Source organism: Serratia sp. EWG9 (assembly GCF_019913725.1).
Classification (GTDB): domain Bacteria; phylum Pseudomonadota; class Gammaproteobacteria; order Enterobacterales; family Enterobacteriaceae; genus Serratia; species Serratia ureilytica.
Genome location: NZ_JADNRO010000002.1, coordinates 287,583 through 309,912 on the forward strand (window position 1 = coordinate 287,583; position 22,330 = coordinate 309,912).

The 22,330-nt window shown below is 62.4% G+C and carries 25 protein-coding genes; 19 read left to right on the forward strand and 6 right to left on the reverse strand.

Features of this window, described 5'->3' with window-relative positions; all coding sequences use genetic code 11:
• The first annotated feature begins 4 nt into the window (after nt 1-4).
• A complete protein-coding gene (locus ITX55_RS06790; protein ID WP_015376517.1) occupies nt 5-370 on the forward strand; it encodes a cupin domain-containing protein in 366 nt (121 codons plus the stop codon).
• Between the two features lie 46 nt (nt 371-416).
• On the opposite strand, the gene ITX55_RS06795 is transcribed toward ITX55_RS06790, so the two are convergent.
• The 5 genes from ITX55_RS06795 to ITX55_RS06815 form a co-directional block, all read right to left on the reverse strand.
• On the reverse strand, nt 417-1,223 hold the full coding sequence (locus ITX55_RS06795) for an alpha/beta hydrolase (protein ID WP_187048598.1): 807 nt from the start codon (nt 1,221-1,223) through the stop codon (nt 417-419).
• Between the two features lie 95 nt (nt 1,224-1,318).
• Nucleotides 1,319-2,431, reverse strand: coding sequence for a class II histone deacetylase (locus ITX55_RS06800; RefSeq protein ID WP_033651377.1), 1,113 nt, complete (start codon nt 2,429-2,431; stop codon nt 1,319-1,321).
• Nucleotides 2,428-3,615: an MFS transporter gene (locus ITX55_RS06805; RefSeq protein WP_187048599.1), complete on the reverse strand. Its 1,188-nt coding sequence runs from the start codon at nt 3,613-3,615 to the stop codon at nt 2,428-2,430. Before ITX55_RS06805 ends, ITX55_RS06800 begins: the two co-directional genes overlap by 4 nt.
• 140 nt (nt 3,616-3,755) lie before the next feature.
• A complete protein-coding gene (locus tag ITX55_RS06810) occupies nt 3,756-4,403 on the reverse strand; it encodes a LuxR C-terminal-related transcriptional regulator (protein ID WP_033651375.1) in 648 nt (215 codons plus the stop codon).
• Nucleotides 4,404-4,656: 253 nt separating this feature from the next.
• Nucleotides 4,657-4,929: a hypothetical protein gene (locus ITX55_RS06815; protein ID WP_145957787.1), complete on the reverse strand. Its 273-nt coding sequence runs from the start codon at nt 4,927-4,929 to the stop codon at nt 4,657-4,659.
• 96 nt (nt 4,930-5,025) lie between these two features.
• Here ITX55_RS06815 and ITX55_RS06820 point away from each other — a divergent pair, with 96 nt between their 5' ends.
• The 7 genes from ITX55_RS06820 to ITX55_RS06850 all read left to right on the forward strand — a co-directional run bounded on the left by ITX55_RS06820 (nt 5,026) and on the right by ITX55_RS06850 (nt 11,032).
• Nucleotides 5,026-6,519, forward strand: coding sequence for an APC family permease (locus ITX55_RS06820; RefSeq protein WP_089192544.1), 1,494 nt, complete (start codon nt 5,026-5,028; stop codon nt 6,517-6,519).
• Nucleotides 6,494-7,084: a DUF3156 family protein gene (locus ITX55_RS06825; protein WP_072626678.1), complete on the forward strand. Its 591-nt coding sequence runs from the start codon at nt 6,494-6,496 to the stop codon at nt 7,082-7,084. The genes ITX55_RS06820 and ITX55_RS06825 overlap by 26 nt, the downstream gene beginning before the upstream one ends.
• Nucleotides 7,077-7,859: an SDR family NAD(P)-dependent oxidoreductase gene (locus tag ITX55_RS06830; protein WP_046688188.1), complete on the forward strand. Its 783-nt coding sequence runs from the start codon at nt 7,077-7,079 to the stop codon at nt 7,857-7,859. The genes ITX55_RS06825 and ITX55_RS06830 overlap by 8 nt, the downstream gene beginning before the upstream one ends.
• Before the next feature lie 10 nt (nt 7,860-7,869).
• Nucleotides 7,870-8,667 carry a molybdenum cofactor biosynthesis F family protein gene (locus ITX55_RS06835; RefSeq protein WP_033651371.1) on the forward strand — a complete coding sequence of 266 codons (798 nt, stop codon included), beginning with the start codon at nt 7,870-7,872 and terminating at the stop codon, nt 8,665-8,667.
• Nucleotides 8,668-8,671: 4 nt separating this feature from the next.
• Nucleotides 8,672-9,460, forward strand: coding sequence for an SDR family oxidoreductase (locus ITX55_RS06840; RefSeq protein WP_072626680.1), 789 nt, complete (start codon nt 8,672-8,674; stop codon nt 9,458-9,460).
• A gap of 122 nt (nt 9,461-9,582) precedes the next feature.
• On the forward strand, nt 9,583-10,116 hold the full coding sequence (abiEi, locus tag ITX55_RS06845; RefSeq protein WP_072626681.1) for a type IV toxin-antitoxin system AbiEi family antitoxin: 534 nt from the start codon (nt 9,583-9,585) through the stop codon (nt 10,114-10,116).
• Nucleotides 10,109-11,032, forward strand: a complete 924-nt coding sequence (locus ITX55_RS06850; protein ID WP_072626682.1) for a nucleotidyl transferase AbiEii/AbiGii toxin family protein — start codon at nt 10,109-10,111, stop codon at nt 11,030-11,032. The genes abiEi and ITX55_RS06850 overlap by 8 nt, the downstream gene beginning before the upstream one ends.
• Nucleotides 11,033-11,130: 98 nt before the next feature.
• On the opposite strand, the gene hpaR is transcribed toward ITX55_RS06850, so the two are convergent.
• Nucleotides 11,131-11,583: a homoprotocatechuate degradation operon regulator HpaR gene (hpaR, locus tag ITX55_RS06855; protein WP_042783637.1), complete on the reverse strand. Its 453-nt coding sequence runs from the start codon at nt 11,581-11,583 to the stop codon at nt 11,131-11,133.
• Nucleotides 11,584-11,911: 328 nt separating this feature from the next.
• On the opposite strand from hpaR, the gene ITX55_RS06860 reads away from it, so the two are divergent.
• The 11 genes from ITX55_RS06860 (at nt 11,912) to hpaC (ending at nt 22,327) form a co-directional block, all read left to right on the forward strand.
• A complete protein-coding gene (locus tag ITX55_RS06860) occupies nt 11,912-12,544 on the forward strand; it encodes a fumarylacetoacetate hydrolase family protein (RefSeq protein ID WP_033651368.1) in 633 nt (210 codons plus the stop codon).
• Nucleotides 12,541-13,305, forward strand: a complete 765-nt coding sequence (locus ITX55_RS06865; RefSeq protein WP_016929192.1) for a fumarylacetoacetate hydrolase family protein — start codon at nt 12,541-12,543, stop codon at nt 13,303-13,305. Before ITX55_RS06860 ends, ITX55_RS06865 begins: the two co-directional genes overlap by 4 nt.
• Nucleotides 13,302-14,756: a 5-carboxymethyl-2-hydroxymuconate semialdehyde dehydrogenase gene (gene hpaE, locus ITX55_RS06870; protein WP_223084971.1), complete on the forward strand. Its 1,455-nt coding sequence runs from the start codon at nt 13,302-13,304 to the stop codon at nt 14,754-14,756. The genes ITX55_RS06865 and hpaE overlap by 4 nt, the downstream gene beginning before the upstream one ends.
• Nucleotides 14,757-14,806: 50 nt before the next feature.
• Nucleotides 14,807-15,664 (forward strand): 3,4-dihydroxyphenylacetate 2,3-dioxygenase, encoded by an 858-nt coding sequence (gene hpaD / locus ITX55_RS06875; RefSeq protein ID WP_015376537.1) that lies wholly within the window; start codon nt 14,807-14,809, stop codon nt 15,662-15,664.
• Nucleotides 15,665-15,673: 9 nt separating this feature from the next.
• Nucleotides 15,674-16,060 carry a 5-carboxymethyl-2-hydroxymuconate Delta-isomerase gene (locus tag ITX55_RS06880; RefSeq protein ID WP_004933172.1) on the forward strand — a complete coding sequence of 129 codons (387 nt, stop codon included), beginning with the start codon at nt 15,674-15,676 and terminating at the stop codon, nt 16,058-16,060.
• A gap of 14 nt (nt 16,061-16,074) precedes the next feature.
• Nucleotides 16,075-16,878 (forward strand): 2-oxo-hept-4-ene-1,7-dioate hydratase, encoded by an 804-nt coding sequence (hpaH, locus tag ITX55_RS06885; RefSeq protein ID WP_033641768.1) that lies wholly within the window; start codon nt 16,075-16,077, stop codon nt 16,876-16,878.
• Between the two features lie 76 nt (nt 16,879-16,954).
• Nucleotides 16,955-17,749 carry a 4-hydroxy-2-oxoheptanedioate aldolase gene (hpaI, locus tag ITX55_RS06890; protein ID WP_033641769.1) on the forward strand — a complete coding sequence of 265 codons (795 nt, stop codon included), beginning with the start codon at nt 16,955-16,957 and terminating at the stop codon, nt 17,747-17,749.
• 3 nt (nt 17,750-17,752) lie between these two features.
• Nucleotides 17,753-19,123, forward strand: coding sequence for a 4-hydroxyphenylacetate permease (hpaX, locus tag ITX55_RS06895; RefSeq protein ID WP_021505400.1), 1,371 nt, complete (start codon nt 17,753-17,755; stop codon nt 19,121-19,123).
• 34 nt (nt 19,124-19,157) lie between these two features.
• Complete coding sequence (gene hpaA, locus ITX55_RS06900) at nt 19,158-20,054, forward strand: 4-hydroxyphenylacetate catabolism regulatory protein HpaA (RefSeq protein ID WP_004933161.1); 897 nt, start codon at nt 19,158-19,160, stop codon at nt 20,052-20,054.
• Between the two features lie 178 nt (nt 20,055-20,232).
• Nucleotides 20,233-21,795 carry a 4-hydroxyphenylacetate 3-monooxygenase, oxygenase component gene (gene hpaB / locus ITX55_RS06905; RefSeq protein WP_004933158.1) on the forward strand — a complete coding sequence of 521 codons (1,563 nt, stop codon included), beginning with the start codon at nt 20,233-20,235 and terminating at the stop codon, nt 21,793-21,795.
• Between the two features lie 16 nt (nt 21,796-21,811).
• Nucleotides 21,812-22,327: a 4-hydroxyphenylacetate 3-monooxygenase, reductase component gene (gene hpaC / locus ITX55_RS06910; protein WP_016929186.1), complete on the forward strand. Its 516-nt coding sequence runs from the start codon at nt 21,812-21,814 to the stop codon at nt 22,325-22,327.
• Nucleotides 22,328-22,330 lie beyond the last annotated feature (3 nt).

Consider the following 22,330-nt stretch of genomic DNA (forward strand, 5'->3'; position numbering starts at 1 on the left):
TCACATGAAACCGTTACTGCTTAAACAACCGCTGCCGGAACTGCTGGAGATCGGCAGCGTCAGCAACCTGGGCGCCACGGTGATCGCCGGCACGCCGAACGTCGGCGTGGCCAGCATCTTCGGCGAACCGACCGACAACCTGAACTGCGGCGTGTTCAGCTGCACCCGCGGCAGCTTCGTGATGGAGTACCCGTTCGCCGAGCACGCCACGGTGTGGGAAGGCAGCGCCACCCTGACCAACGAACGCACCGGCGAATCGGTGCAGTATCAGGCCGGCGATTCCTGGTTCGTCGAGAAGGGCACCCCGGTGCGCTGGGACATCACCTCGGATCGCTTCGTCAAACACTACCTCGCCATCGTCGAGGGCTGACGCCGTCATGCCCCCCTCAGCAGGCTGAATGCCGAGGGGGAGCGCCTTAACCTAACGCCCGCGCAATAAAGTCGGTTACCCGCTTGAGGATCTGATCCTTATTGGTTTCGTTAAAGCTCTCGTGCCGCCCGCCCGCATTGATCATCCGTTCGAAGTCGTCGCCCCGCAGACGGTCGAGCGCGGTTTGCGTTTCACTCATCAGCACCAGCCGATCGTCGTCGCCGTGGATCCACAGCGTGGGCAGCGCGCCGAAGCCCGGCCCGGCGTTGATGGCGGCGAGCATCCGCTGCATGGCGCGCAGGGTGGGGCGCTTGAACGGCCCGTGCCACACCAGCGGATCCTCCTGATAGGCCGCGCCGACCGCCGGATCGCGCGCCAGGGTGGCGGTATCCAGCGGCGCGTCGGGGATCGTCGGCAGTTCGGCCAGATCGGAAATCGCCGTTCTGTCGCCGAGCAGCGGGCCGGACAGCACCAAGGCGCGCACTTCCTCGCCGTAGCGCTGCACGTAGCGGGTGGCGATCATGCCGCCCATCGAGTGGCCGATCACCACCAGCGGCAAGGCGGGGTATTGCTGCCGGAAATGGCTGACCACGCGCTGCACGTCGTCGACCACGGCGTCATAATCTTCGATCAGCACGCGTTCGCCCTGCGACAGGCCGTGGCCGAGGTGGTCGGGGCCGAACACCCGCGCCCCCTGCGCCTGCAGCGTACGCGCCACGTATTGATAGCGGCCGAGGTGCTCGCCGTAGCCGTGCACCAGCAGCGCCAGATAGCGCGGCTTGTCGTTGCCCCAGTCGTGCACGGCGATGTCGCCGTGACGGCCTTTGATAAAGCTGACGGTTTGTTCGGACATGTTATTGTTCTCATGGTGGTAGGGTTGCCCTTCAGCGTAGCGGCTGGCGGCGAGGTTGTCAGGGGCGCCGGGTGCGGCGCCCGCAGAGAGGGGGGTTACAGGCCGAACTGGCGCGCCAACGCGTCGAGCGCTTCACGCTGGAAGCGGTTGAACGCGTCGCGCGGCTGCTGTTGCTGGATGAACGCCAGCAGCGGATCCTGCACTTCCGTGCGCACGCCGCTCAGCTGTTCCATCACCGCCAGCCCGCAGAACGGCACGTAGGATTCGGCGTAGCCGCCTTCATGCACCATCACCAGTTTGCCGCCGCACAGCCGGTCGGCGGCCTCCTGCACCAGCGCGGTCATGGCGCGGAAGCTGTCGCTGTGCAACTGCATGCGCGCCAGCGGATCGAGGGCGTTGGCGTCGTAACCGCAGGCGACGATGATCATCTCCGGCTCGAATTTTTCCAGCGCCGGGATGATGATGCGCCGCATGGCGTGCAGGTAGCCGTCGTCGCCGGCGCCGGCCAGCATCGGCACGTTAACGTTGCAGCCCGCCCCGTCGCCTTCACCGCGATCCCGTTCGCCGGAATAGCCCGCCGGGAAGCAGCCGTCCTGATGCAGCGACAGCGTCAGCACGTCGCCGCGCCGCCAATAGATGTGCTGGGTGCCGTTGCCGTGGTGCACGTCCCAGTCGAGCACCGCCACTTTTCCGAGGCCGTAACGGGCCTTGGCGCGCTCGATGGCGATCGGGATATTGGCCAGGAAGCAGAAGCCCATCGATTGATCCGGCAGGCAGTGGTGGCCCGGCGGGCGCGACAGCGCATAGGCATTATCCAGCTCGCCTTGCAACACCGCCTCCACCGCCGCGCAGGCCAACCCGGCGGAGAGTTTGGCGATTTCATAGCTGCCCGGCCCTAGCGGCGCCTCTTCCCCCAGCAGGCCGCCGCCGCTGTCGCTCACCTGTTTGAAGCGCTGCAGATAGTGGGCGGGGTGGATGCGCAGCAGGTCTTCTTCCGTCGCTGGTTCGGCGCTCAGCAGGGTGAGCTGGCGCGACAGGCCGGACACGTCCATCAGGTTCTTCATGCGTCGTTTGGTTTCCGGCGATTCGGCATGGCCGGCGCCCGAGGGCGGTTGCACCCAGCCGCCGACCGGCAGGGTGGTGGCGTGCAGGCCGGTGCTGTGCCAGAAACAGCGTTCATCAAACAAGAAACCGGTTGTTCTTTTCACCTTTCTCCTCCTGTTATACGGCGCGGTGCGCGCGGTGAAGCCAGCGAAATCAACAGCAGCGACAGCAGCGCGCAGCCCAGCGCGCCGAACAGCAAGGCGTTGAAACCGCCGGAAGATTCGATCAGATAGCCGGCCAGCGTCGGGCCGATGGCCATGCCGCCGCCGATCACCAGGTTGATGCCGTTCATCAGCTTGCCGTCGTTATCCAACCCGGCGACCCGCGCCAGAATGAACGGCAGCACGAAGGTCCAGGTGAATTTGAACAGCAGGGCCGCCAGGGCGAAGCGCAGCAGCAAGGGTTGACCCGCCAGCAGCGCCACGCTGGCCAGCAGCAGGGCGTAACCGAGCGCGATCGGGCGCCCGCCGCCGAAGCGCGCGCCGATCAACGCTGCGGCGCCGGCGCCGACGATGCCGAGCAAGGTGGCGACGGCCAGCACCTGGCCGCTGTGGGCCGGCGACAGCCCGGCGCCGGCGGCGATGCCGCCGATAAAGGTCCAAACCGCGCTCAGGCTGATGTAAAAGGTCAGCACCGCCAGCACGGCGCACAGCTTGCGCGTCGGCGAGGCGGCGGCTCCGTTGCGGGCGCTGCGCGCGGCGGTGAAACCGTTGGGAAACGCCGGGATGAGCGGCAGGCAGCACAACATGATGGCGGCCAAAATCAGGTAGACCGCCATCAGGCCGAAGTGCGCGAACAGCGGCGGCAGCGCCAGCAGCCCCACCGCGCCCAGCACCAGCTGGCCGAGCACCCAGAAGGCATAGACGCGGCTGGGATTGGCGGTGCCGGCGGCGCAGGTGATGCACAGGATCATCAGGGTGCCGCCCGCCAGCGAGGCGATAAAGCGCAGCGGCAGCAGCAAGGTGAAATCCTGCACCAGCGCCGAAGCCAGGTTGCCGGCGATAAACACCAGCGCCGACAGCGCAGCGACCCGCCGCCAGTTGATGCGCCCGATCCACCACCACGCCGGCAGCGTGGCCAGGCTCATGGCGCCGAGTTCGGTGGAGAACAGGCGGCCGATCTGCGCGGGGCCGAGCTGCCACTGCGCGGCGAGCTGGGCGGCCACGGCGGGGGCGGTCATCAGAATACCCGGCGCGATGGCGGCGAAGACGATAATGGCGGTCAGCAGCCGCGGCGGGCAGGGGAGCGCCGCGCCGGCGGCGGGCGCGGAAACCGAATCACTGGACATAAACCTTATTCCCCAAGCGTTGAGTGACGATGAAATATCCCGCCCGGCCCGATTGCGGGCAGGGGGGAGCCGCGCCATAAATGGCGAATACGTTTTGGCGTTATTTTCCGGCCGTCGGCAGCGGCGGCCGTTATTGGGCGTTAACCGTGGGCGAGAAAGCCGCCGGCGACCAGTTCGGTGCGGTTCACCACGTCGGTTTTGGCGAAAATGTTGCGCATATGGGTTTTCACCGTGGACAGCGAAATGCCCAGCTTTAGGGCGATGCGCTTATTGCTGGCGCCTTCGCGCACCAGGTTGACGATCTCTTGTTCCTTGGCGGTCAGCAGCTGCGCCTCGCTGTCGGGCAGCAGATCGCGCGTCGCCAGCTCGATCAGCGGCAGCACCGCGCGCAGGCGGCCGCGCTCCAATTCGGTAAACGGCGTATCGCGGATCAACGACACCCCGGCAACGATGCGTTTGCGTTGGCGAATGAAAATCTCCGTCATGTCGCGCATGTCGTTCGGCAGCATAAAGTCGTGGTAATAGCGGCGGTTGTCGGCGATCGCCGCCGGGCTCATGCCGACCATGGTGATGTCTTGCCGATGGAAGTTGGCTGGCTGCAGCGGGTCTATTTGCTGGAAGTGGTTCAGGTATTGCTGATGCGTTTTATCGGGCATGCCGTGCAGAATGTAGTGATCCGGCCGCAGGTCGCGATCGACCAGATAAAACACTCCGGCGGACACCGGGATCAGGTGCGTGATGGTCGCCAAACAACTGTTGATAAAGGCATCGGATGCTGTGCTGTGCATGATTCGTATTCCTCCCTTTATCGTTCAATCTGGAGAATGTTGGCGGTCAATATATGAACGATACAAGCATAGTTGTAGCAATTTGGAAACACAATAAAAACATATTAACAACGTGAGGCCGATTGCAATAAAACACAGAAATAACAAGATGACACTGCGTTGATCAGGGCTTTTTTGTTCGGATTTATCGCGATTTTCATTAATAGGTTAATGAAATAATTCGACGTTTTTCCCGCTGAATTTACAGCGCTTTTCAACGCCTGCCCGGGGGAGGCCCTCGCCGCTGCGCGCGTGCTACAGCCGACGTCGCTTCCGCTGCCCCTCGTTCTAAAGAACGATAGCCAGGCTTTTCCGCCGTTTCCTGTATTGCGCATTGAAGATAGCGCCAGTCGGCGCCAAACGTATAAGACGAAAAAATGATGACCTTGCTTGGGCTGAGCCGATCCGCTTCATGCTGAGCGAGCGCGCCGCCGTGAGCGCGGCCGCAGGTTGAAACCGTCTCGTCCTTAAGGACGATAGTCAGCATTTTCCTTTCCTCTCTATAGTGAGATGACCGCCGCTGGCGGTGAAAAACCTGCAAGCACCTGCATGCATCAGGCCAAAACTATAAGAGGAAATAACCATGAACCTGTCGTCGCGGTTGCACGCCCACCTGGCTCGAGGCAAGGTCGGCTTTCCCACCACCCTGGCCAGTTCGGTCGGGGTGATCATGGCCAGCCCGGTGATCCTGACCGTCACCAGCGGCTTTGGCATCGGCGGCGACACCTTCGCGCTGGCGATGCTGATCGCTTTCGTCATGATGCAGGCGCAGCTCACCACCTTCTCCGAAGCGGCGGCGCTGCTGCCGACCTCCGGTTCCGTTTACGACTACATTTCCTGCGGCATGGGGCGCTTTTTCGCCATCACCGGCGCGCTGTCGGCCTACCTGATCGTGCATATCTTCGCCGGCACCGCCGAGACCATTCTCTCCGGCATTATGGCGCTGGTGAACTTCGAACACCTCAACACCCTGATGGAAAGCCACAACGCCTCCTGGATGGTCGGCGTCGGGCTGGTTGTCGTGTTCGGCATGCTCAACGCGTTCGGCATCGAGGCCTTCGGCAAGGCGGAGATCGTGCTGACCTTCGCCATGTGGAGCACGCTGGTGATTTTTGGCATCGTCGGGCTGCTGTCGCCGCATGCGGTGCCGCTCGAGGGCTGGTTCGGCAGCACGTTGAACCTGAACGATCCCTTCGCGGTGTTCAGCCTGATCGGCATGGCGATGTTCATGTTCGTCGGCTGCGAACTGGTGACGCCGATGGCGCCGGAGATCAAACGCTGCGATCGGGTGATCCCGCGGGCGATGGCGCTCGGGCTGTGCGGCGTGGCGGTATGCATGGCGCTGTACGGCGCGGCGCTCAGCCACCAGGTGGAAAACGTGGTGATCGACGCCGCCAGCGGCACGCGTCTGCTGGAAACGCCGATGGCCATCCCGGCGTTCGCCGGCCAGGTGATGGGCCAGTTCGGCAAGTACTGGCTGGGCGTCGGCCTGCTGCTGGCGGGCGCGGCAACCATCAACACGCTGATGGCGGCGGTGCCGCGCATTCTGTACGGCATGGCGCTGGACGGCGCGCTGCCGCGCATGTTCGCCTATCTGCACCCGCGCTTTAAGACGCCGGTGGTCGGCATTCTGGTGGCGGTCTTGATCCCCTGCGTACATGCCTTCGCCATTCAGGGCAACCTCGACAAGATCATTCCGCTGGTGCTGGCGGCGGTGTGCGCCTGGGGCGTGGCCTACCTGCTGGTGACCTGCTCGGTGGTGCTGCTGCGCCTGCGCCGCCCCGATCTGCCGCGCGCCTATAAATCGCCGTGGTTCCCGCTGCCGCAGATCGTCTCCAGCGTCGGCATCGTGCTGGCCATCGTTTACATCACGCCGCCGGGGATGAATCCGCGCGACGTCTACATTCCCTTCGGCTGGATGATCGGCCTGACCGCCGCCTATGCGCTGTTCTGGACGCTGTGCGTGCAGAAAGTGAATCCGTTTAAGCCGGTGCCGGTCGAGCAGGTGCTGGAGAACGCGTTCGCCAAGGGCGAAAACGAGGAGGCGCAGTTTGATCGGCTTACTTCCCTCACTTAATCGCGCCTGGCGGCGAGCGCCGTCGGGCTATCGGCCGGGCGCCGCGCTGGATCGTCTGGCGCGCAACCTGGAACCCTACGCGTGCGAACGCCTGGCGCCGGGCCTGCTGCGGCTGACGCTGCCGCAGGGGCCGCAGATCGAGGTCAGCGAACAGGTGCAGGGGCTGTTTATGGCGCATATCGTCAGCCACCGCTTTCGGTTGCAGGGCACGTGCACAGCGCAGCCTCCGCTGACGCTGGACGTGGTGGCCGGCGGCTGGCTGCGGCGGCGCGGAGTGCGCTATCTGCTGCGCCAGCGCCATGCGGCCGCGCAGCGGCTGTTGGACGGCCTGCTGCGCTACCCGCAGATCGGCGAGACGCTGGCGCAGCTGGATTTTCGCCGCGTGCGGCTGACGGTGAACGATGGGCGCTGGCAGGCGGATATCGAGCATTTCGCCGCCTCCGAGGTGGTCAGCCGCGTGCCGGCCGGCCGCCGCTATCTGCGGCTGGATGCCGAACAGCGGCGGTTGCTGTTGAGCAGCCTGCTGATGATCGGCCAACTGATGGAGAAGCTGAATCATGAATAGAGTGGTTGTGATTACCGGCGGCGGCACCGGCGTCGGTGCCGCCTGCGCCCGTTTGCTGGCGGCGCAGGGCGATCGGGTGTTCATCATCGGCCGCCGCCCGGAACCGTTGGCGGCGCTGGCGCAAGAGATCGGCGCGCAGGCGCTGGTGGGCGACGCCGCCAGCGGCGAGAGCTGGGCCCACACGCTGTTGCCGGCCATTCTGCGCGACGCCGGGCGCATCGACTGCCTGATCGGCAGCGCCGGCGGCATGGGCTTCAAGCGCATTACCGAGATGAGCGACGCGCAGTGGCAAGGGGCGATGGACAGCAACCTCAACAGCGCTTTCGCCAGCGCGCGCGCCTGCCTGCCGGAGCTGATTAAAAGCGGCGGCAACCTGCTGTTCGTGGCCTCGATCGCCTCGCTGGCCGCCGGGCCGGAGGTCTGCGGCTACGTTACCGCCAAACATGCGCTGATCGGGCTGATGCGTTCCATCGCCCGCGATTATGGTCCGCTGGGCGTGCGCGCCAACGCGGTGTGCCCGGGCTGGGTGACCACGCCGATGGCGGACGAAGAGATGCAGCTGTTGATGGACGCCCATCAGATTTCGCTGGAGCAGGCTTACCAGATGGTCTGCCGCGACGTGCCGCTGCGCCGGCCGGCCAGCGCCGAGGAGATCGCCCGCGTCTGCCGTTTCCTCTGTTCCAGCGAAGCCTCAATCATTACCGGCGCGACGCTGGTGGCCGACGGCGGCTCCACTATTGTCGATGTGCCGACCCTGGCTTTCACTTCCCTGTAAGGAGCATTCCATGAGTTCAGAAGCGGTATTCATTCAGGTTGGCGCGCTGGCGGAAGGCTTTGCGCCGCACAGCAATACGCTGGAACGCCAGCACGGTCTGGCGGGCACCACGCTGACGCTGCGTTTCAGCGACGGCGCGACGCAGCGCTGTCGGTTTACCGATGCGCAGACGCTGGAGTGGGGGGAGCGGCGCGGTATCGCCTATCGCGCCACCAGCATTCGCCCCGGCGTGCTGTTCATCGATTTTCTCGATCCCGCCCGCGCCAACGCCAGCATTACGCTGGTATGCGACCGCAATCAGGGCAACTTCACTGCGGTATACGGCCAGCTGCCGGACGAAGCGCAGGCGCGGCTCGACGCCTTTAGCCGGGTGGAGCAGGGGCTGCCGCTGACCGCGGTCGAGGCCGAATTCCGCTTCGGCACGCTGGATGACGCCGACGCGGCACCGCCGGGCTTTACCGATGAGCTGATCGGCATGCGCAATATGTACACCTACAGCCCGACCGAACGGTACGAGCACATCTACCTGAACGACAACTTTTACGCCTGGCAGTGTCTGGACGGAGTGGAGAAGGGGCTGGCGGACGTCGATCGCTGCCACTACGTGAAGGTGGCGGAGCAGCTTTATCTGTTCGTCTGGCGCGAGAAAATCATCCCGACGCTGGGCGTGGTGATGATCGATCTGCAGGGCATGCGCACCGACGGCAAGATCCTCGGTTATCAGGGCAGCGATTTCAGCGCGCTGAGCAACTTTGCGGTGGGCGCCCACGCACAGGTGCTGAACACCACGCGCCACCCGCGAGGATAGGGCGATGAGCGCAACCTATGCGGCCGAGGCCTTCGCCGGGCAGGCGGTGCTGGTGACCGGCGGCGCGCAGGGCATTGGGCTGGCGATCGTCAGTGCCTTTGCCCGGCTGGGCGCCGAGGTGACGATCGCGGACGTGCAGCTGCCGCAGGCGCAGGCGGCGGCGCAAACGCTGCGGGGCGAAGGGTGGAGCGTACAGGCGCTGGCCTGCGATCTGGCCGAACCAGGGCAGATTGCCGAGTTGGTGGCGGCGGTGGGCGAGCGGCACCAACGGCTGGACGTGGTGATCCACAACGCCGCCTATTTTCCGCTGACGCCGTTCGCCGCCATCGACGCGGCCCTGTTGCAACGCACGCTGAGCGTCAATCTGATGGCGCCGTTCTTTCTGGCGCAGGCGGCGCTGCCGTGGATGCGCCGCGCCGGCGGCGGCAGCCTGCTGGTGACCTCGTCGGTGACCGGCCCGCGGGTGGCGTATCCGGGGCTGGCGCATTACGCCGCCTCCAAGGCCGGGGTAAACGGCTTTATTCGCGCGGCGGCGCTGGAGTTGGCGGCGGAGAATATTCGCGTCAACGGCGTGGAGCCGGGGATGATCCGCACGCCGGCGATGGCCAACCTGGGCGACGCGCAGGTGAATCAGGCGATCGCCGCCGCGGTGCCGCTCGGGCGGCTGGGGGAACCGGAAGACATCGCCGCGGCGATGGTGTTTCTCGCCTCGCCGGCGGCGGCCTACATCACCGGCCAGACGCTGGTGGTGGACGGCGGCGCGCTGTTGCCGGAAACGAATGCTCAACTCTGATTTATAAGATTTTTTATGTATACAAATAAACCCCTTTTAAGGGGTTTATTTGTTAAGATGTTATTGTTATCGTATCTATACATAATCACCCCCAAATCGGGGAGGTTAGCAGGAGCGATACTGTGGATAAAATGACAGCCATCAATACGCTGGATAAATTCAGCAGGTTGGGAAAGCACATTTTTCTTACTCAAGATCTCGCCACCCTTTTCCCTGCCGAGTCGCCGCGAACATTGCAAAAATCAGTCGATCGTTTAGTGGCTGCCGGTATCCTTACGCGAGTGGCGAAGGGCGTTTATGCGAACGGGCGGGCTTCTCTGGGGGGGTACCCTCTTGAGAGCATCGCGATCAACCTCCGGCGGGGGGAATACAATTATATCAGCTTGGAATCTGCTTTATCTCAGTACGGCGTCATCTCACAGATTCCTATCGATAGACTCACTATCATGTCTACCGGCCGTTCTGGTGAATTCGTCACGCCCTGGGGCGTTATCGAAATCACCCATACCAGCAAGAAACCCATCGATATTCTTCGAAGCAGCCTTGAAGGCCGGGGCCCGCTACGCATCGCGACGAAAGAAACGGCGATAAAAGATCTGTTTCGGGTCGGGAGGAATACGCACCTCATTCAACAGGGAGAGCTGACTGATGTCTGATTCCGTCGATTTTAATCAGCTGGTCGATGACATCGTCAGGTCAGGTAATCTGGCGTCCGTCAGGCCCGTGGTGGAAAAGGAGCTGTTGCATTATGACATTTTGTACGCGCTCGCGAATGCGGGATTCTTAAAGTCTCTGATATTTCAGGGGGGCACGTCGCTGCGCCTGTGCTACGGCTCTAACCGCTTCAGCGAGGACTTGGACTTTGCGGGAGGCCGTCATTTCTGCTCTGCAAACATGAAGGAAATTAAGGCGTGCATTGAGCGCTATGTCGGAAGTCGGTATGGCCTGGCAGTGACGGTTAAAGAGCCTGCGGAACTGAGACGGGAGCCTGACTACGTTGATGTTACCGTGGACAAATGGCAGATGTCGGTGACGACGTTCCCGGAACGAAAAGAATTACCGAAGCAACGTATCAAAATCGAGATAGCCAATATTCCAGCCTATACGAGCGATCCACGGATGCTGATAAGGAATTATTCTCAGTTGCCGGACGGTTATTCTGATTTGATTGTTCAGGTTGAGACATTGAATGAAATTATGGCTGACAAACTCGTTTCCCTGCCTGCGACTACGCGCCGCATCCGCTATCGCGACATCTGGGATCTGGCCTGGTTAAAGCAGCAAAATGCAGATGTTGATGCGGAGCTGGTGGCAAGAAAGCTGGCCGATTATGGCCTGGGTCCCAAGTTTGAAGCGCTGCTACAGGCTCGCATCGGTACCTTAAACGTCATTATCGAAAGCAGGGAACTCCAGGCTGAAATGAGGCGATTCCTGCCCGTTGAGGTTTATGAGCGCACCATCAGTCAGCCGCAGTTTATGCAATATCTTGAGACTACGTTGCGCGAGTTGCTGACTACCGTGCAAAGGCAACTCTACGATAAGCCTGCGGCTGTCCCACCGTTCAAAATGTAACGGCAATTTATCCCTCTAAGCCCGACGAGTTCGGGCTTTTTCTTGGGTAAAGGTTAGCCGCACAGTCAGTTGTCAATGGCGTATTCCGGCCAGTGGCGTCACTTCTTGGCTGGATGCGCGGTGACGTTGGCGGGCAGGCTGTCGCCCAGGGTGATCAGCTCGTCCAGCAATGTCATCAGCTGGTCCATTTTTTGCCGCGAAAAGGCGGCTTCAATCTCGGCGTAGCCTTGCTCCACCTGATGGCGCGCCACTTCATACAGCTCCTGACCCTGCTGGGTCAGCGACACGTACAGCTTGCGCTGATCGTTGACCGGTTTAAGGCGGAAGATCAGCTTATCGCGCTCCATGCGCGACAGAATGCCGGTCAGGCTGGGACGCAGGATGCAGGTTTCCGCCGCCAGTTCGTGGAATTCGATCGAACGGCTGTTGGCCAGCACGCGGATGATGCGCCACTGCTGCTCGGTGAGATTGTGGCTTTTCAGGATCGGGCGGAAGAACCCCATGGCGGTTTCACGCGCCTGCAGCAGGGCGATGGTTAACGATTCATGCATAAGTTTGGCCTTAGCTATCAAGGTGTTCGTTGTTACGGCGCTCGTTATGGGGGCGCCTGCCCCGCAAAGCCCGATTTTGTTAATAACTTAATAGTAGCCAAAGTTACCCGTAGGGATAAAGCAAAAATGCGAGGCGCAGCTAAAAATGGCGTGAAAAATGGTTAATGCATTGAATAATCACGCTAATGTTCGTAATTTGTGAATATTTTGTTATCACGATCACAAATCACTCCAAGCGCGTTGCGTAAAAGCTGCACAGCGTATAAAAGTAATCATTAATATATTAATGAATGCCGGTTGTCATGTTTTTGCCATTGGAGGAGTTCGCATGAAAGGCACCGTATTTTCCGTTGCGCTGAACCACCGCAGCCAACTGGACGCCTGGGATCAGGCGTTTCACCAGCCGCCGTATCAAACCCCGCCCAAAACCCCGGTGTGGTTTATCAAGCCGCGCAATACCCACCTCGCCAACGGCGGAGCGATCCCGTTTCCGGCCGGTGAAACCGTGCAGAGCGGCGGCACGCTGGCGGTGATCATCGGCGACACCGCGCGCAAGGTGCCGGCGGCGCAGGTGAGCCGTTATCTGGCCGGTTACGCGCTGGCCAACGACGTCAGCCTGCCGGAGAGCAGCTTCTATCGCCCGGCGATCAAGGCCAAATGCCGCGACGGCTTCTGCCCGCTGGGGGAGATGGGGCAGTTGGAGAACGCCGATCGGCTGGAGATCGTCACCGAGATCAACGGCGTGGAGCAGGATCGCTGGTCCACCGCCGATCTGGTGCGCTCGGTACCTGAGCTGATCGCCGCCATCAGCGATTTCATCACCCTGCAGCCGGGCGATGCGGTGCTGATCGGCACCCCGCACCAGCGGGTGGCGATCAAACCGGGGGATGAGGTGACGGTGCGCGCCGCCGGCCTGCCCACGTTGACCAACCGCGTCACCCAGGCAGGAGCCGCATCATGAAACATGCCCGTATTCGCCATCATGGCCAGATCGTCAACGTTCAGGTAGACGACCAGCTGCGTGTCACGCTGCCGAACGGCGAGGTGCTGCAGGAGCGTGAAGTGGAATGGCTGCCGCCGGCGCAGGGCACGGTGTTCGCCCTGGGACTGAACTATGCCGACCACGCCAGCGAGCTGGAATTTAAAGCGCCGGAAGAGCCGCTGGTGTTCCTCAAGGCGCCGAACACCCTGACCGGCCACCGTCAGGTGTCGGTGCGTCCGGCCGGCGTGGAGTACATGCATTACGAAGCCGAGCTGGTGGCGGTGATCGGCAAGACCGCGCGCAACGTCAGTCGCGAGCGCGCCATGGAGTATGTGGCGGGTTACACCCTGTGCAACGACTACGCCATCCGCGACTACCTGGAGAACTACTACCGGCCGAATCTGCGGGTGAAGAGCCGCGACACCCTGACGCCGATCGGGCCGTATATCGTCGATCGCGACGACGTCGCCGATCCGCATCGGCTGGCGCTCAGCACCTACGTCAACGGTGAGCTGCGCCAGCGCGGCAGCACCGCCGACATGATTTTCGACATTCCGTTCCTGATCGCCTACCTGAGCGAATTCATGACGCTGCAGCCGGGCGACATGATCGCCACCGGCACGCCGAAAGGGCTGGCCGACGTGCAGCCGGGCGACGAAGTGGTGGTGGAGATCGAAGGTATCGGCCGTTTGGTTAACCACATTATCAGTGAAAAAGATTACGAGGAGAGCCTGCGATGAAAACCATCAACCACTGGATCAACGGTAAGAACGTCGCCAGCAAAGAGTATTTCACCACCACCAACCCGGCGAACGGCGAGGTGCTGGCGGAAGTGGCCTCCGGCGGCCAGCTGGAGATAGACCAGGCGGTGGCCGCAGCGAAAGAGGCGTTCCCCAAGTGGGCGAATACGCCGATGAAAGAGCGCGCGCGCCTGATGCGCCGTTTGGGTGAACTGATCGACCAGAACGTGCCGCAGATCGCCGAAATGGAAACCGCCGATACCGGTCTGCCTATCCATCAGACCAAAAACGTGCTGATCCCGCGCGCCTCGCACAACTTCGAATTTTTCGCCGAGGTGTGCCAGCAGATGAACGGCAAGACCTACCCGGTGGACGACAAGATGCTCAACTACACGCTGGTGCAGCCGGTGGGGGTATGCGCGCTGGTGTCGCCGTGGAACGTGCCGTTCATGACCGCCACCTGGAAAACCGCGCCTTGCCTGGCGCTGGGCAACACGGCGGTGCTGAAAATGTCCGAACTGTCGCCGCTGACTGCCGATCGCCTGGGCGAGCTGGCGCTGGAAGCCGGCATTCCGGCCGGGGTGCTGAACGTGGTGCAGGGCTACGGCGCCACCGCCGGCGACGCATTGGTGCGCCATAAAGACGTGCGCGCGGTCTCCTTCACCGGCGGCACCGCCACCGGCCGGCGCATCATTGAAAGCGCCGGGCTGAAGAAATTCTCCATGGAGCTCGGCGGCAAGTCGCCGGTGCTGATCTTTGAAGACGCCGACATCGAGCGGGCGCTCGACGCCGCGCTGTTCACCATCTTCTCGATCAACGGCGAACGCTGCACCGCCGGTTCACGCATCTTCATTCAGGAGAGCATCTACCCGGAATTCGTCAAACGTTTCGCCGAGCGCGCCAACCGTCTGCGCGTCGGCGATCCGCAAGATCCCAACACCCAGGTGGGCGCGTTAATCAGCCCGCAGCACTGGGAAAAAGTCTCCGGCTATATCCGCCTCGGGGTGGAGGAAGGGGCGACCCTGTTGGCCGGCAGCCCGGATAAACCGGCCGGCTTGAGCCACGGCAACTTCCTGCGCCCGACGGTGCTGGCGGATGTCGACAACCGGATGCGCGTGGCGCAGGAGGAGATCTTCGGGCCGGTGGCCTGCCTGCTGCCGTTCAAATCAGAAGAAGACGGCCTGCGCATGGCCAACGACGTGGAGTACGGCCTGGCGTCGTACATCTGGACGCAGGATGTGAGCAAGGTTCTGCGCCTGGCCCGCGGCATCGAAGCGGGCATGGTTTTCGTCAACACCCAAAACGTACGCGATCTGCGCCAACCGTTCGGCGGCGTGAAAGCCTCCGGCACCGGCCGCGAAGGCGGGGAATACAGCTTCGAAGTGTTCGCCGAGATGAAGAACGTGTGCATTTCCATGGGTGATCACCCGATCCCACGCTGGGGCGTTTAATCAGGCCCCGGCATCGTTCACGGAATCATTTTTGTTTCATGTGAGGACTTATGGGTAAGTTAGCGTTAGCCGCCAAGATTACACATGTGCCATCGATGTATCTGTCGGAAATCCCTGGGAAAAACTTTGGCTGCCGGCAGGCGGCCATCGACGGCCATAAAGAGATCGGCGCGCGTTGCCGCGAGATGGGCGTCGACACCATCGTGGTGTTCGACACCCACTGGCTGGTGAACAGCGCCTATCACATCAACTGCAGCGCGCATTTCTCCGGCGTGTACACCAGCAACGAGCTGCCGCATTTCATCCGCGACATGACTTACGACTACGACGGCAACCCGGCGCTGGGCCAGCTGATCGCCGATGAGGCCTGCAAGCGGGGCGTACGCGCCAAGGCGCACGACATCCCGAGCCTGAAGCTGGAATACGGCACGCTGGTGCCGATGCGTTACATGAACGCCGACAAGCATTTCAAGGTGGTGTCGATCTCGGCGTTTTGCACCGTGCATGACTTCGCCGACAGCCGCCGGCTGGGCGAGGCGCTCAAAAGCGCCATCGAGAAATATGACGGCACCGTGGCGGTGCTGGCCAGCGGCTCGCTGTCGCACCGCTTTATCGACGATCAGCGCGCCGAAGAGGGCATGAACAGCTACACCCGTCAGTTCGACCAGCAAATGGACGAACGGGTGGTCAAGCTCTGGGAAGAGGGGCGCTTTCGCGAGTTCTGCGAAATGCTGCCGGAGTATGCCGATTATTGCTACGGCGAAGGCAACATGCACGACACCGTGATGCTGCTGGGCCTGCTCGGCTGGGACAAGTACGACGGCAAGGTGGAGTTCATCACCCCGCTGTTCGCCAGTTCCGGCACCGGGCAGGTCAACGCCGTGTTCCCTTTGCCCGCTGAAGCCTGAGGTGTGTGAATGCCCCATTTTTACGCTGAATGTACCGACAACATCCGCCGCGAGGCGGATTTGCCCACCCTGTTCGCCAAGGTCAACGAGGCGCTGGCGGCGACCGGCATCTTCCCGCTGGCCGGCGTGCGCAGCCGGGCCATCTGGCTCGATACCTGGCAGATGGCCGACGGCAAGCAGGATTACGCCTTCGTGCACATGACGTTGAAAATCGGCCACGGCCGCAGTCTGGAAAGCCGTCAGCAGGTGGGCGAGATGCTGTTTGCGCTGATCAAGGAACACTTCGCCGCGCTGATGGCGCAGCGTTACCTGGCGCTCTCTTTCACCATGGAAGAGCTGGATCCGGTGCTGAATTACAAACAGAACAATGTCCACGCGCTGTTCAATAAAGCGTGAATAAGGGGTCGTAAATGCTGGATAAAGAGCAGGTTAACCGCGCCGTGCAGCGCCTGCATCAGGCGGAAAAGAGTCGTGAGCAGATCCGCGCGCTGTCGCTCGATCATCCCGAGATCACCATCGAAGACGCCTACGCCATTCAGCGGCAGTGGGTGGCGCTGAAGATCGCCGAGGGGCGTGCGCTCAAAGGCCACAAGATCGGCCTGACGTCGCGCGCCATGCAGGTCAGCTCACAGATCACCGAACCGGACTACGGCGCGCTGCTGGACGACATGTTCTTCAACGACGGCAGCGATATTCCGATCGATCGCTTCATCGTGCCACGGGTGGAGGTGGAGCTGGCGTTCGTGCTGGCCAAGCCGCTGCGCGGGCCGAACTGCACGCTGTTCGACGTCTACAACGCCACCGACTACGTCATTCCGGCGCTGGAGATCATCGACGCGCGCAGCCACAACGTCGATCCCGAGACGCAGCGGCCGCGCAAGGTGTTCGACACCATCTCCGACAACGCCGCCAACGCCGGGGTGGTGATGGGTGGGCGGCCGATCAAGCCGGATGCGCTGGATCTGCGTTGGATCTCTGCGCTGCTGTACCGCAACGGCGTGATTGAAGAGTCCGGCGTGGCGGCGGCGGTGCTCAATCATCCGGCCAACGGCGTGGCCTGGCTGGCCAACAAGTTGGCGCCGTATGAGGTGGAGCTGGAAGCGGGGCAGGTGATCCTCGGCGGTTCTTTCACCCGGCCGGTGCCGGCGCGGCGCGGCGATACTTTCCACGTCGATTACGGCCCGATGGGCTGCATCAGTTGCCGCTTCGTCTAATAAGCAGGCTCGGCGAACCGAGCCGCAATAACCGGGCGGGGGCCACGCGCCGCGCCCGCTTGTCAGGGAGAATGCGATGTTAACCAACCACTTCAAGCGAGCGCTGCAGGAAAAACGCCCGCAGATCGGGCTGTGGCTCGGGCTGTGCAGCAGCTACAGCGCCGAACTGCTGGCCGGCGCCGGTTTCGACTGGCTGCTGATCGACGGCGAACATGCGCCCAACAACGTGCAGACGGTGCTGGGGCAGCTGCAGGCGGTCGCCCCTTACCCGAGCCAGCCGGTGGTGCGGCCGCCGTGGAACGATGCGGTGATCATCAAGCAGTTGCTGGACGTCGGCGCGCAAACCTTATTGATCCCGATGATTCAGAACGCCGAACAGGCGCGCGACGCGGTGCGCGCCACGCGCTATCCGCCGCACGGCGTGCGTGGCGTCGGCAGCGCCCTGGCGCGCGCCTCGCGCTGGAACCGGGTGCCCGATTACCTGCAGCAGGCCGACGAGCAGATGTGCGTGCTGGTGCAGATTGAAACCCGCGAGGCGGTGAAAAACCTGGAGGCGATCCTGCAGGTGGAAGGGGTGGACGGCGTGTTTATCGGCCCGGCGGATCTCAGCGCCGACATGGGCTTCGCCGGCAATCCGCAGCACCCGGAGGTGCAGCGCACCATCGATGACGCCATTGCTCGCATCCGCGCCGCCGGCAAGGCGCCGGGCATTTTGATGGCCAACAAGGCGCTGGCGCAGCGCTATCTGGAAGCCGGCGCGCTGTTCGTCGCGGTAGGAGTGGATACCACCCTGCTGGCGCGGGCGGCGGAAGCCCTGGCGAACGAGTTCAAACAGGGCGGGGCGCAAGCGCCTTCATCGGGAGTCTACTGAACCATGAACCACGTCGATTCGCTGCCGCCGGCCAACCCGGCGCAGCAACATAAAGCGTTAACCGCCGCCGAGCAATCGGTGATTAAAAAGTTGTTTCGGCGCCTGATTATTTTCCTGTTCGTGTTGTTTGTTTTCTCTTTCCTCGACCGCATCAACATCGGTTTCGCCGGGCTGACGATGGGCAAGGATCTCGGCCTCAGCTCGACCATGTTCGGGCTGGCGGCGACGCTGTTCTACGCCACCTACGTGATCTTCGGCATTCCGAGCAACATGATGCTGAGCCGGGTCGGCGCGCGGCGTTGGATCGCCACCATCATGGTGCTGTGGGGCATCGCCTCCACCTGCACGATGTTCGCCACCGGGCCGACCAGCCTGTATGTGCTGCGCATGATCGTCGGCATCACCGAGGCCGGCTTCCTGCCGGGCATTCTGGTGTACCTCACCTACTGGTTCCCGGCGTTTTACCGCGCCCGGGCCAACGCCTTGTTCATGATCGCCATGCCGGTGACCATGGCGATCGGTTCGCTGGTCTCCGGCTATATTCTGGCGCTGGACGGGGTGATGAACCTGAAGGGCTGGCAGTGGCTGTTCCTGCTGGAAGGGATCCCGTCGGTGCTGTTGGGCGTGGTGGTGTGGTTCTACCTCGACGACACCCCGGCCAAGGCCAAGTGGCTGACCGACGAGGAAAAAGCCAGCCTGAAAGCGATGATGGAGGCCGACAAGCTGCAGCTGGTGCAACCCAACGGGCCGAGCAGCCACCGCGCGCTGCAGCAGCGCAGCCTGTGGCGCGAGATCTTCACGCCGATCGTGCTGATGTACACGCTGGCCTATTTCTGCCTGACCAACACCCTGAGCGCGATCAATATCTGGACGCCGCAGATCCTGCAGAGCTTCAACCAGGGCAGCAGCAACGTGACGATCGGCATTCTGGCGGCGATCCCGCAGATCTGCACCATCGCCGGCATGGTGTGGTGGAGCAAACGATCCGACAGGCTGCAGGAGCGTAAGCATCACACCGCGCTGCCGTATCTGTTCGCCGCCGCCGGCTGGCTATTGGCTTCCGCCACCGATCACAGCCTGATCCAACTGCTGGGGATCGTGATGGCGTCGGTCGGTTCCTTTACCGCCATGGCGATCTTCTGGACCACGCCGGATCAGTCGATCAGCCTGGAAGCGCGGGCGGTGGGGATCGCCGTGATCAACGCCACCGGCAATATCGGATCGGCGCTCAGCCCGCTGTTGATCGGCTGGTTCAAGGACATGACCGGCAGCTTCAACTCCGGGCTGTATTTCGTCTCGGCGCTGTTGATCGTCGGTGCCGTGCTGGTGTGGCGCATCCCGATGAAGGATTCGCGCCCGAGAGCGACGCCTTGATACGCAGATAGGCAGGATTGCAGGAGGTAATGAGGTGCGGAAAAGTACCGGTTTTATCGCCAACATCGATATTTGCAAAGAGTATGACGCGCGCTACGCCGCCGACGAGGTGCACTACGAAACCTTCGCCGGGCTGGCGGCGTTCTTCGGCCGCGACATGCAGGTGCACTGGCACGACTGCTTCTTCCAGGTGCATTTTCTGGAGACCGGCAAGATAGAGCTGCAGCTCGACGATCAGCACTATTCGGTGCAGGCGCCGCTGTTCATCCTCACGCCGCCGTCGGTGCCGCATGCGTTCTTCACCGAACCGGACAGCGACGGCCACGTGCTGACGGTGCGTCAGGAGCTGATTTGGCCGCTGCTGGAGCGCCTGTATCCCGGCAGCAATCTGGCGCTGGACATGCCGGGCATCTGCCTGTCGCTGGCCGATGCGCCGCAGGAGCTGACTGCGCTCAGCCATTATTGGGCGCTGATCCGCCGCGAGTTCGCGCAGAACCTGGCCGGGCGCGAACAGACGCTGGCGCTGTTGGCGCAGGCGGTGTTCACGCTGCTGCTGCGCAACACCGCGCTGGAAGACAGCGCCAACAGCGGCGTGCGCGGCGAACTGCAGCTGTTTCAACGCTTCAACAAGATGGTGGACGAGCGTTTCCGTGAGCATCTGCCGGTGCCGGAGTATGCGCAGGCGTTGGGCGTGACCGAATCGCGGCTCAACGACCTGTGTCGGCGCTTCGCCAACCGGCCGCCCAAGCGGCTGATCTTCGATCGATTGCTGCGCGAGGCCAAGCGCATGCTGCTGTTCAGCGCCTGCACGGTGCATGAAACCGCCTACAGCCTCGGCTTCAAGGATCCGGCCTATTTCGCCCGTTTTTTCAATCGGCTGGAAGGCTGTTCCCCTTCAACCTACCGCGCGGCGCAACACGCCCTTTCGTAACCGCGATCACAGTTTGCCGCGAAAGCGGCAAACTGACCTGAAAAGTACCGGCGATTGCCGCAAAAGTCTCTTCTCGAAACCGGCTTTGGCAGCTTCAATTAAGCAACCAAAAGAAAACATTATTTTAACAAATGGCCGACTCCACGGCCTGAAAAATGCCGATTACGAGGAAGACCCGATGAAACCAGAAGACTTTCGTGCCGACAGCAAGCGTCCGTTCACCGGCGCCGAGTACCTGAAAAGTTTGCAGGACAGCCGCGAAATCTACATTTACGGCGAACGCGTAAAAGACGTCACCACCCACCCGGCGTTCCGCAATGCGGCTGCCTCGGTCGGCCAGCTGTACGACGCGCTGCACGATCCGGCCAGCCAGGATCGCCTGTGCTGGAATACCGACACCGGTAACGGCGGTTACACCCACAAGTTCTTCCGCTATGCCCGCAGCCCGGAAGAGATGCGCCAGCAGCGTGACGCCATCGCCGACTGGTCGCGCCAAAGCTACGGTTGGATGGGGCGCACGCCGGATTATAAGGCGGCCTTCGGCTGCGCGCTGGGCGCTTATCCGGAGTTCTACGGCCAGTTCGCCGACAACGCGCGCCACTGGTACAAACGCATTCAGGAAACTGGGCTCTATTTCAACCACGCTATCGTCAACCCGCCGATCGATCGTCATAAGCCGGTCAACGAGGTGAAGGACGTTTACATTCAGGTGGAGAAAGAAACCGACGCCGGCATCATCGTCAGCGGCGCCAAAGTGGTGGCTACCAACTCGGCGTTGACCCACTACAACTTCATCGGCTTCGGTTCGGCGCAGGTGATGGGCGATAATCCGGACTTTGCGCTGATGTTCGTGGCGCCGATGGATGCCGAAGGGGTGAAGCTGATTTCGCGCGCCTCCTACGAGCTGGTGGCCGGCGCGACCGGTTCGCCGTTCGACTACCCGCTGACCAGCCGCTTCGACGAGAACGACGCAATCCTGATCATGGATCATGTGCTGATCCCGTGGGAAAACGTGCTGATCTACCGCGATTTCGACCGCTGTCGGCGCTGGAGCACCCAGGGCGGTTTCGCCCGGCTGTTCCCGCTGCAGGCCTGCGTGCGTCTGGCGGTGAAGATGGATTTCATCACCGCGCTGCTGCAAAAGAGCCTCTCGTGCACCGGCGTGCTGGAGTTCCGCGGCGTGCAGGCCGATCTGGGTGAAGTGGTGGCCTGGCGCAACCTGTTCTGGTCGCTGAGCGACGCGATGTGCGCCGAAGCCACGCAATGGGAAAACGGCGCCTACCTGCCGGATTCCGCCGCGCTGCAAACCTACCGCGTGATGGCGCCGATGGCCTACACCAAGGTGAAACACATCATCGAGAAGAACGTCACCAGCGGCCTGATCTACCTGCCGTCCAGCGTGCGCGACATGAACAACCCGGAGATCGACAAGTACCTGGCGCGCTACGTGCGCGGATCGGACGGCATGGATCACGTCGAGCGCATCAAGATCCTTAAACTGATGTGGGATGCGATCGGCAGCGAGTTCGGCGGGCGCCACGAGCTGTATGAGATCAACTACGCCGGCAGCCAGGATGAGATCCGCCTGCAGTGCCTGCGCCACGCGCAGGGATCCGGCAACATGGATCGCATGATGCAGATGGTCGACAAGTGCCTGGCCGATTACGATCAGCACGGCTGGAAGGTGCCGCACCTGCGGAACAATGACGATATTAATCAGTTGGATAATCTGCTGAAGTAATTCAGGAGGAGGTTGTATGTCTCAGGAAAATGAACAGCGGCTGCGCTTTCGCGACGCCATGGCCAGCCTGTCGGCGGCGGTGAATATCGTCACCACCGACGGCCCGGCGGGGCGCTGCGGCATCACCGCCACGGCGGTGTGTTCGGTGACCGATACGCCGCCGACGCTGCTGGTGTGCATCAACCGCAACAGCGCGATGAACCCGGTGTTTCAGGAAAACCGCAGGCTGTGCGTCAACGTGCTTAACCACGAGCAGGAGCTGATGGCGCGCCACTTCGCCGGCATGACCGGCGTCAGCATGGAAGATCGTTTCCGGCTGGAAGAGTGGCAGCTCGGCGCGCTGGGGCAGCCGGTGCTGCGCAATACCCTGGCAAGCCTGGAAGGGGAGATCGAGCAGATCCAGAGCATCGGCACCCACCAGATGTACCTGGTGCAGATCAAGCAGATCGCGCTGAGCGAAGCGGGCAACGGCCTGATCTACTTCAAGCGCAACTTCCATCCGGTGATTCATCAGATGGCGGTGCCGGCCTGACGC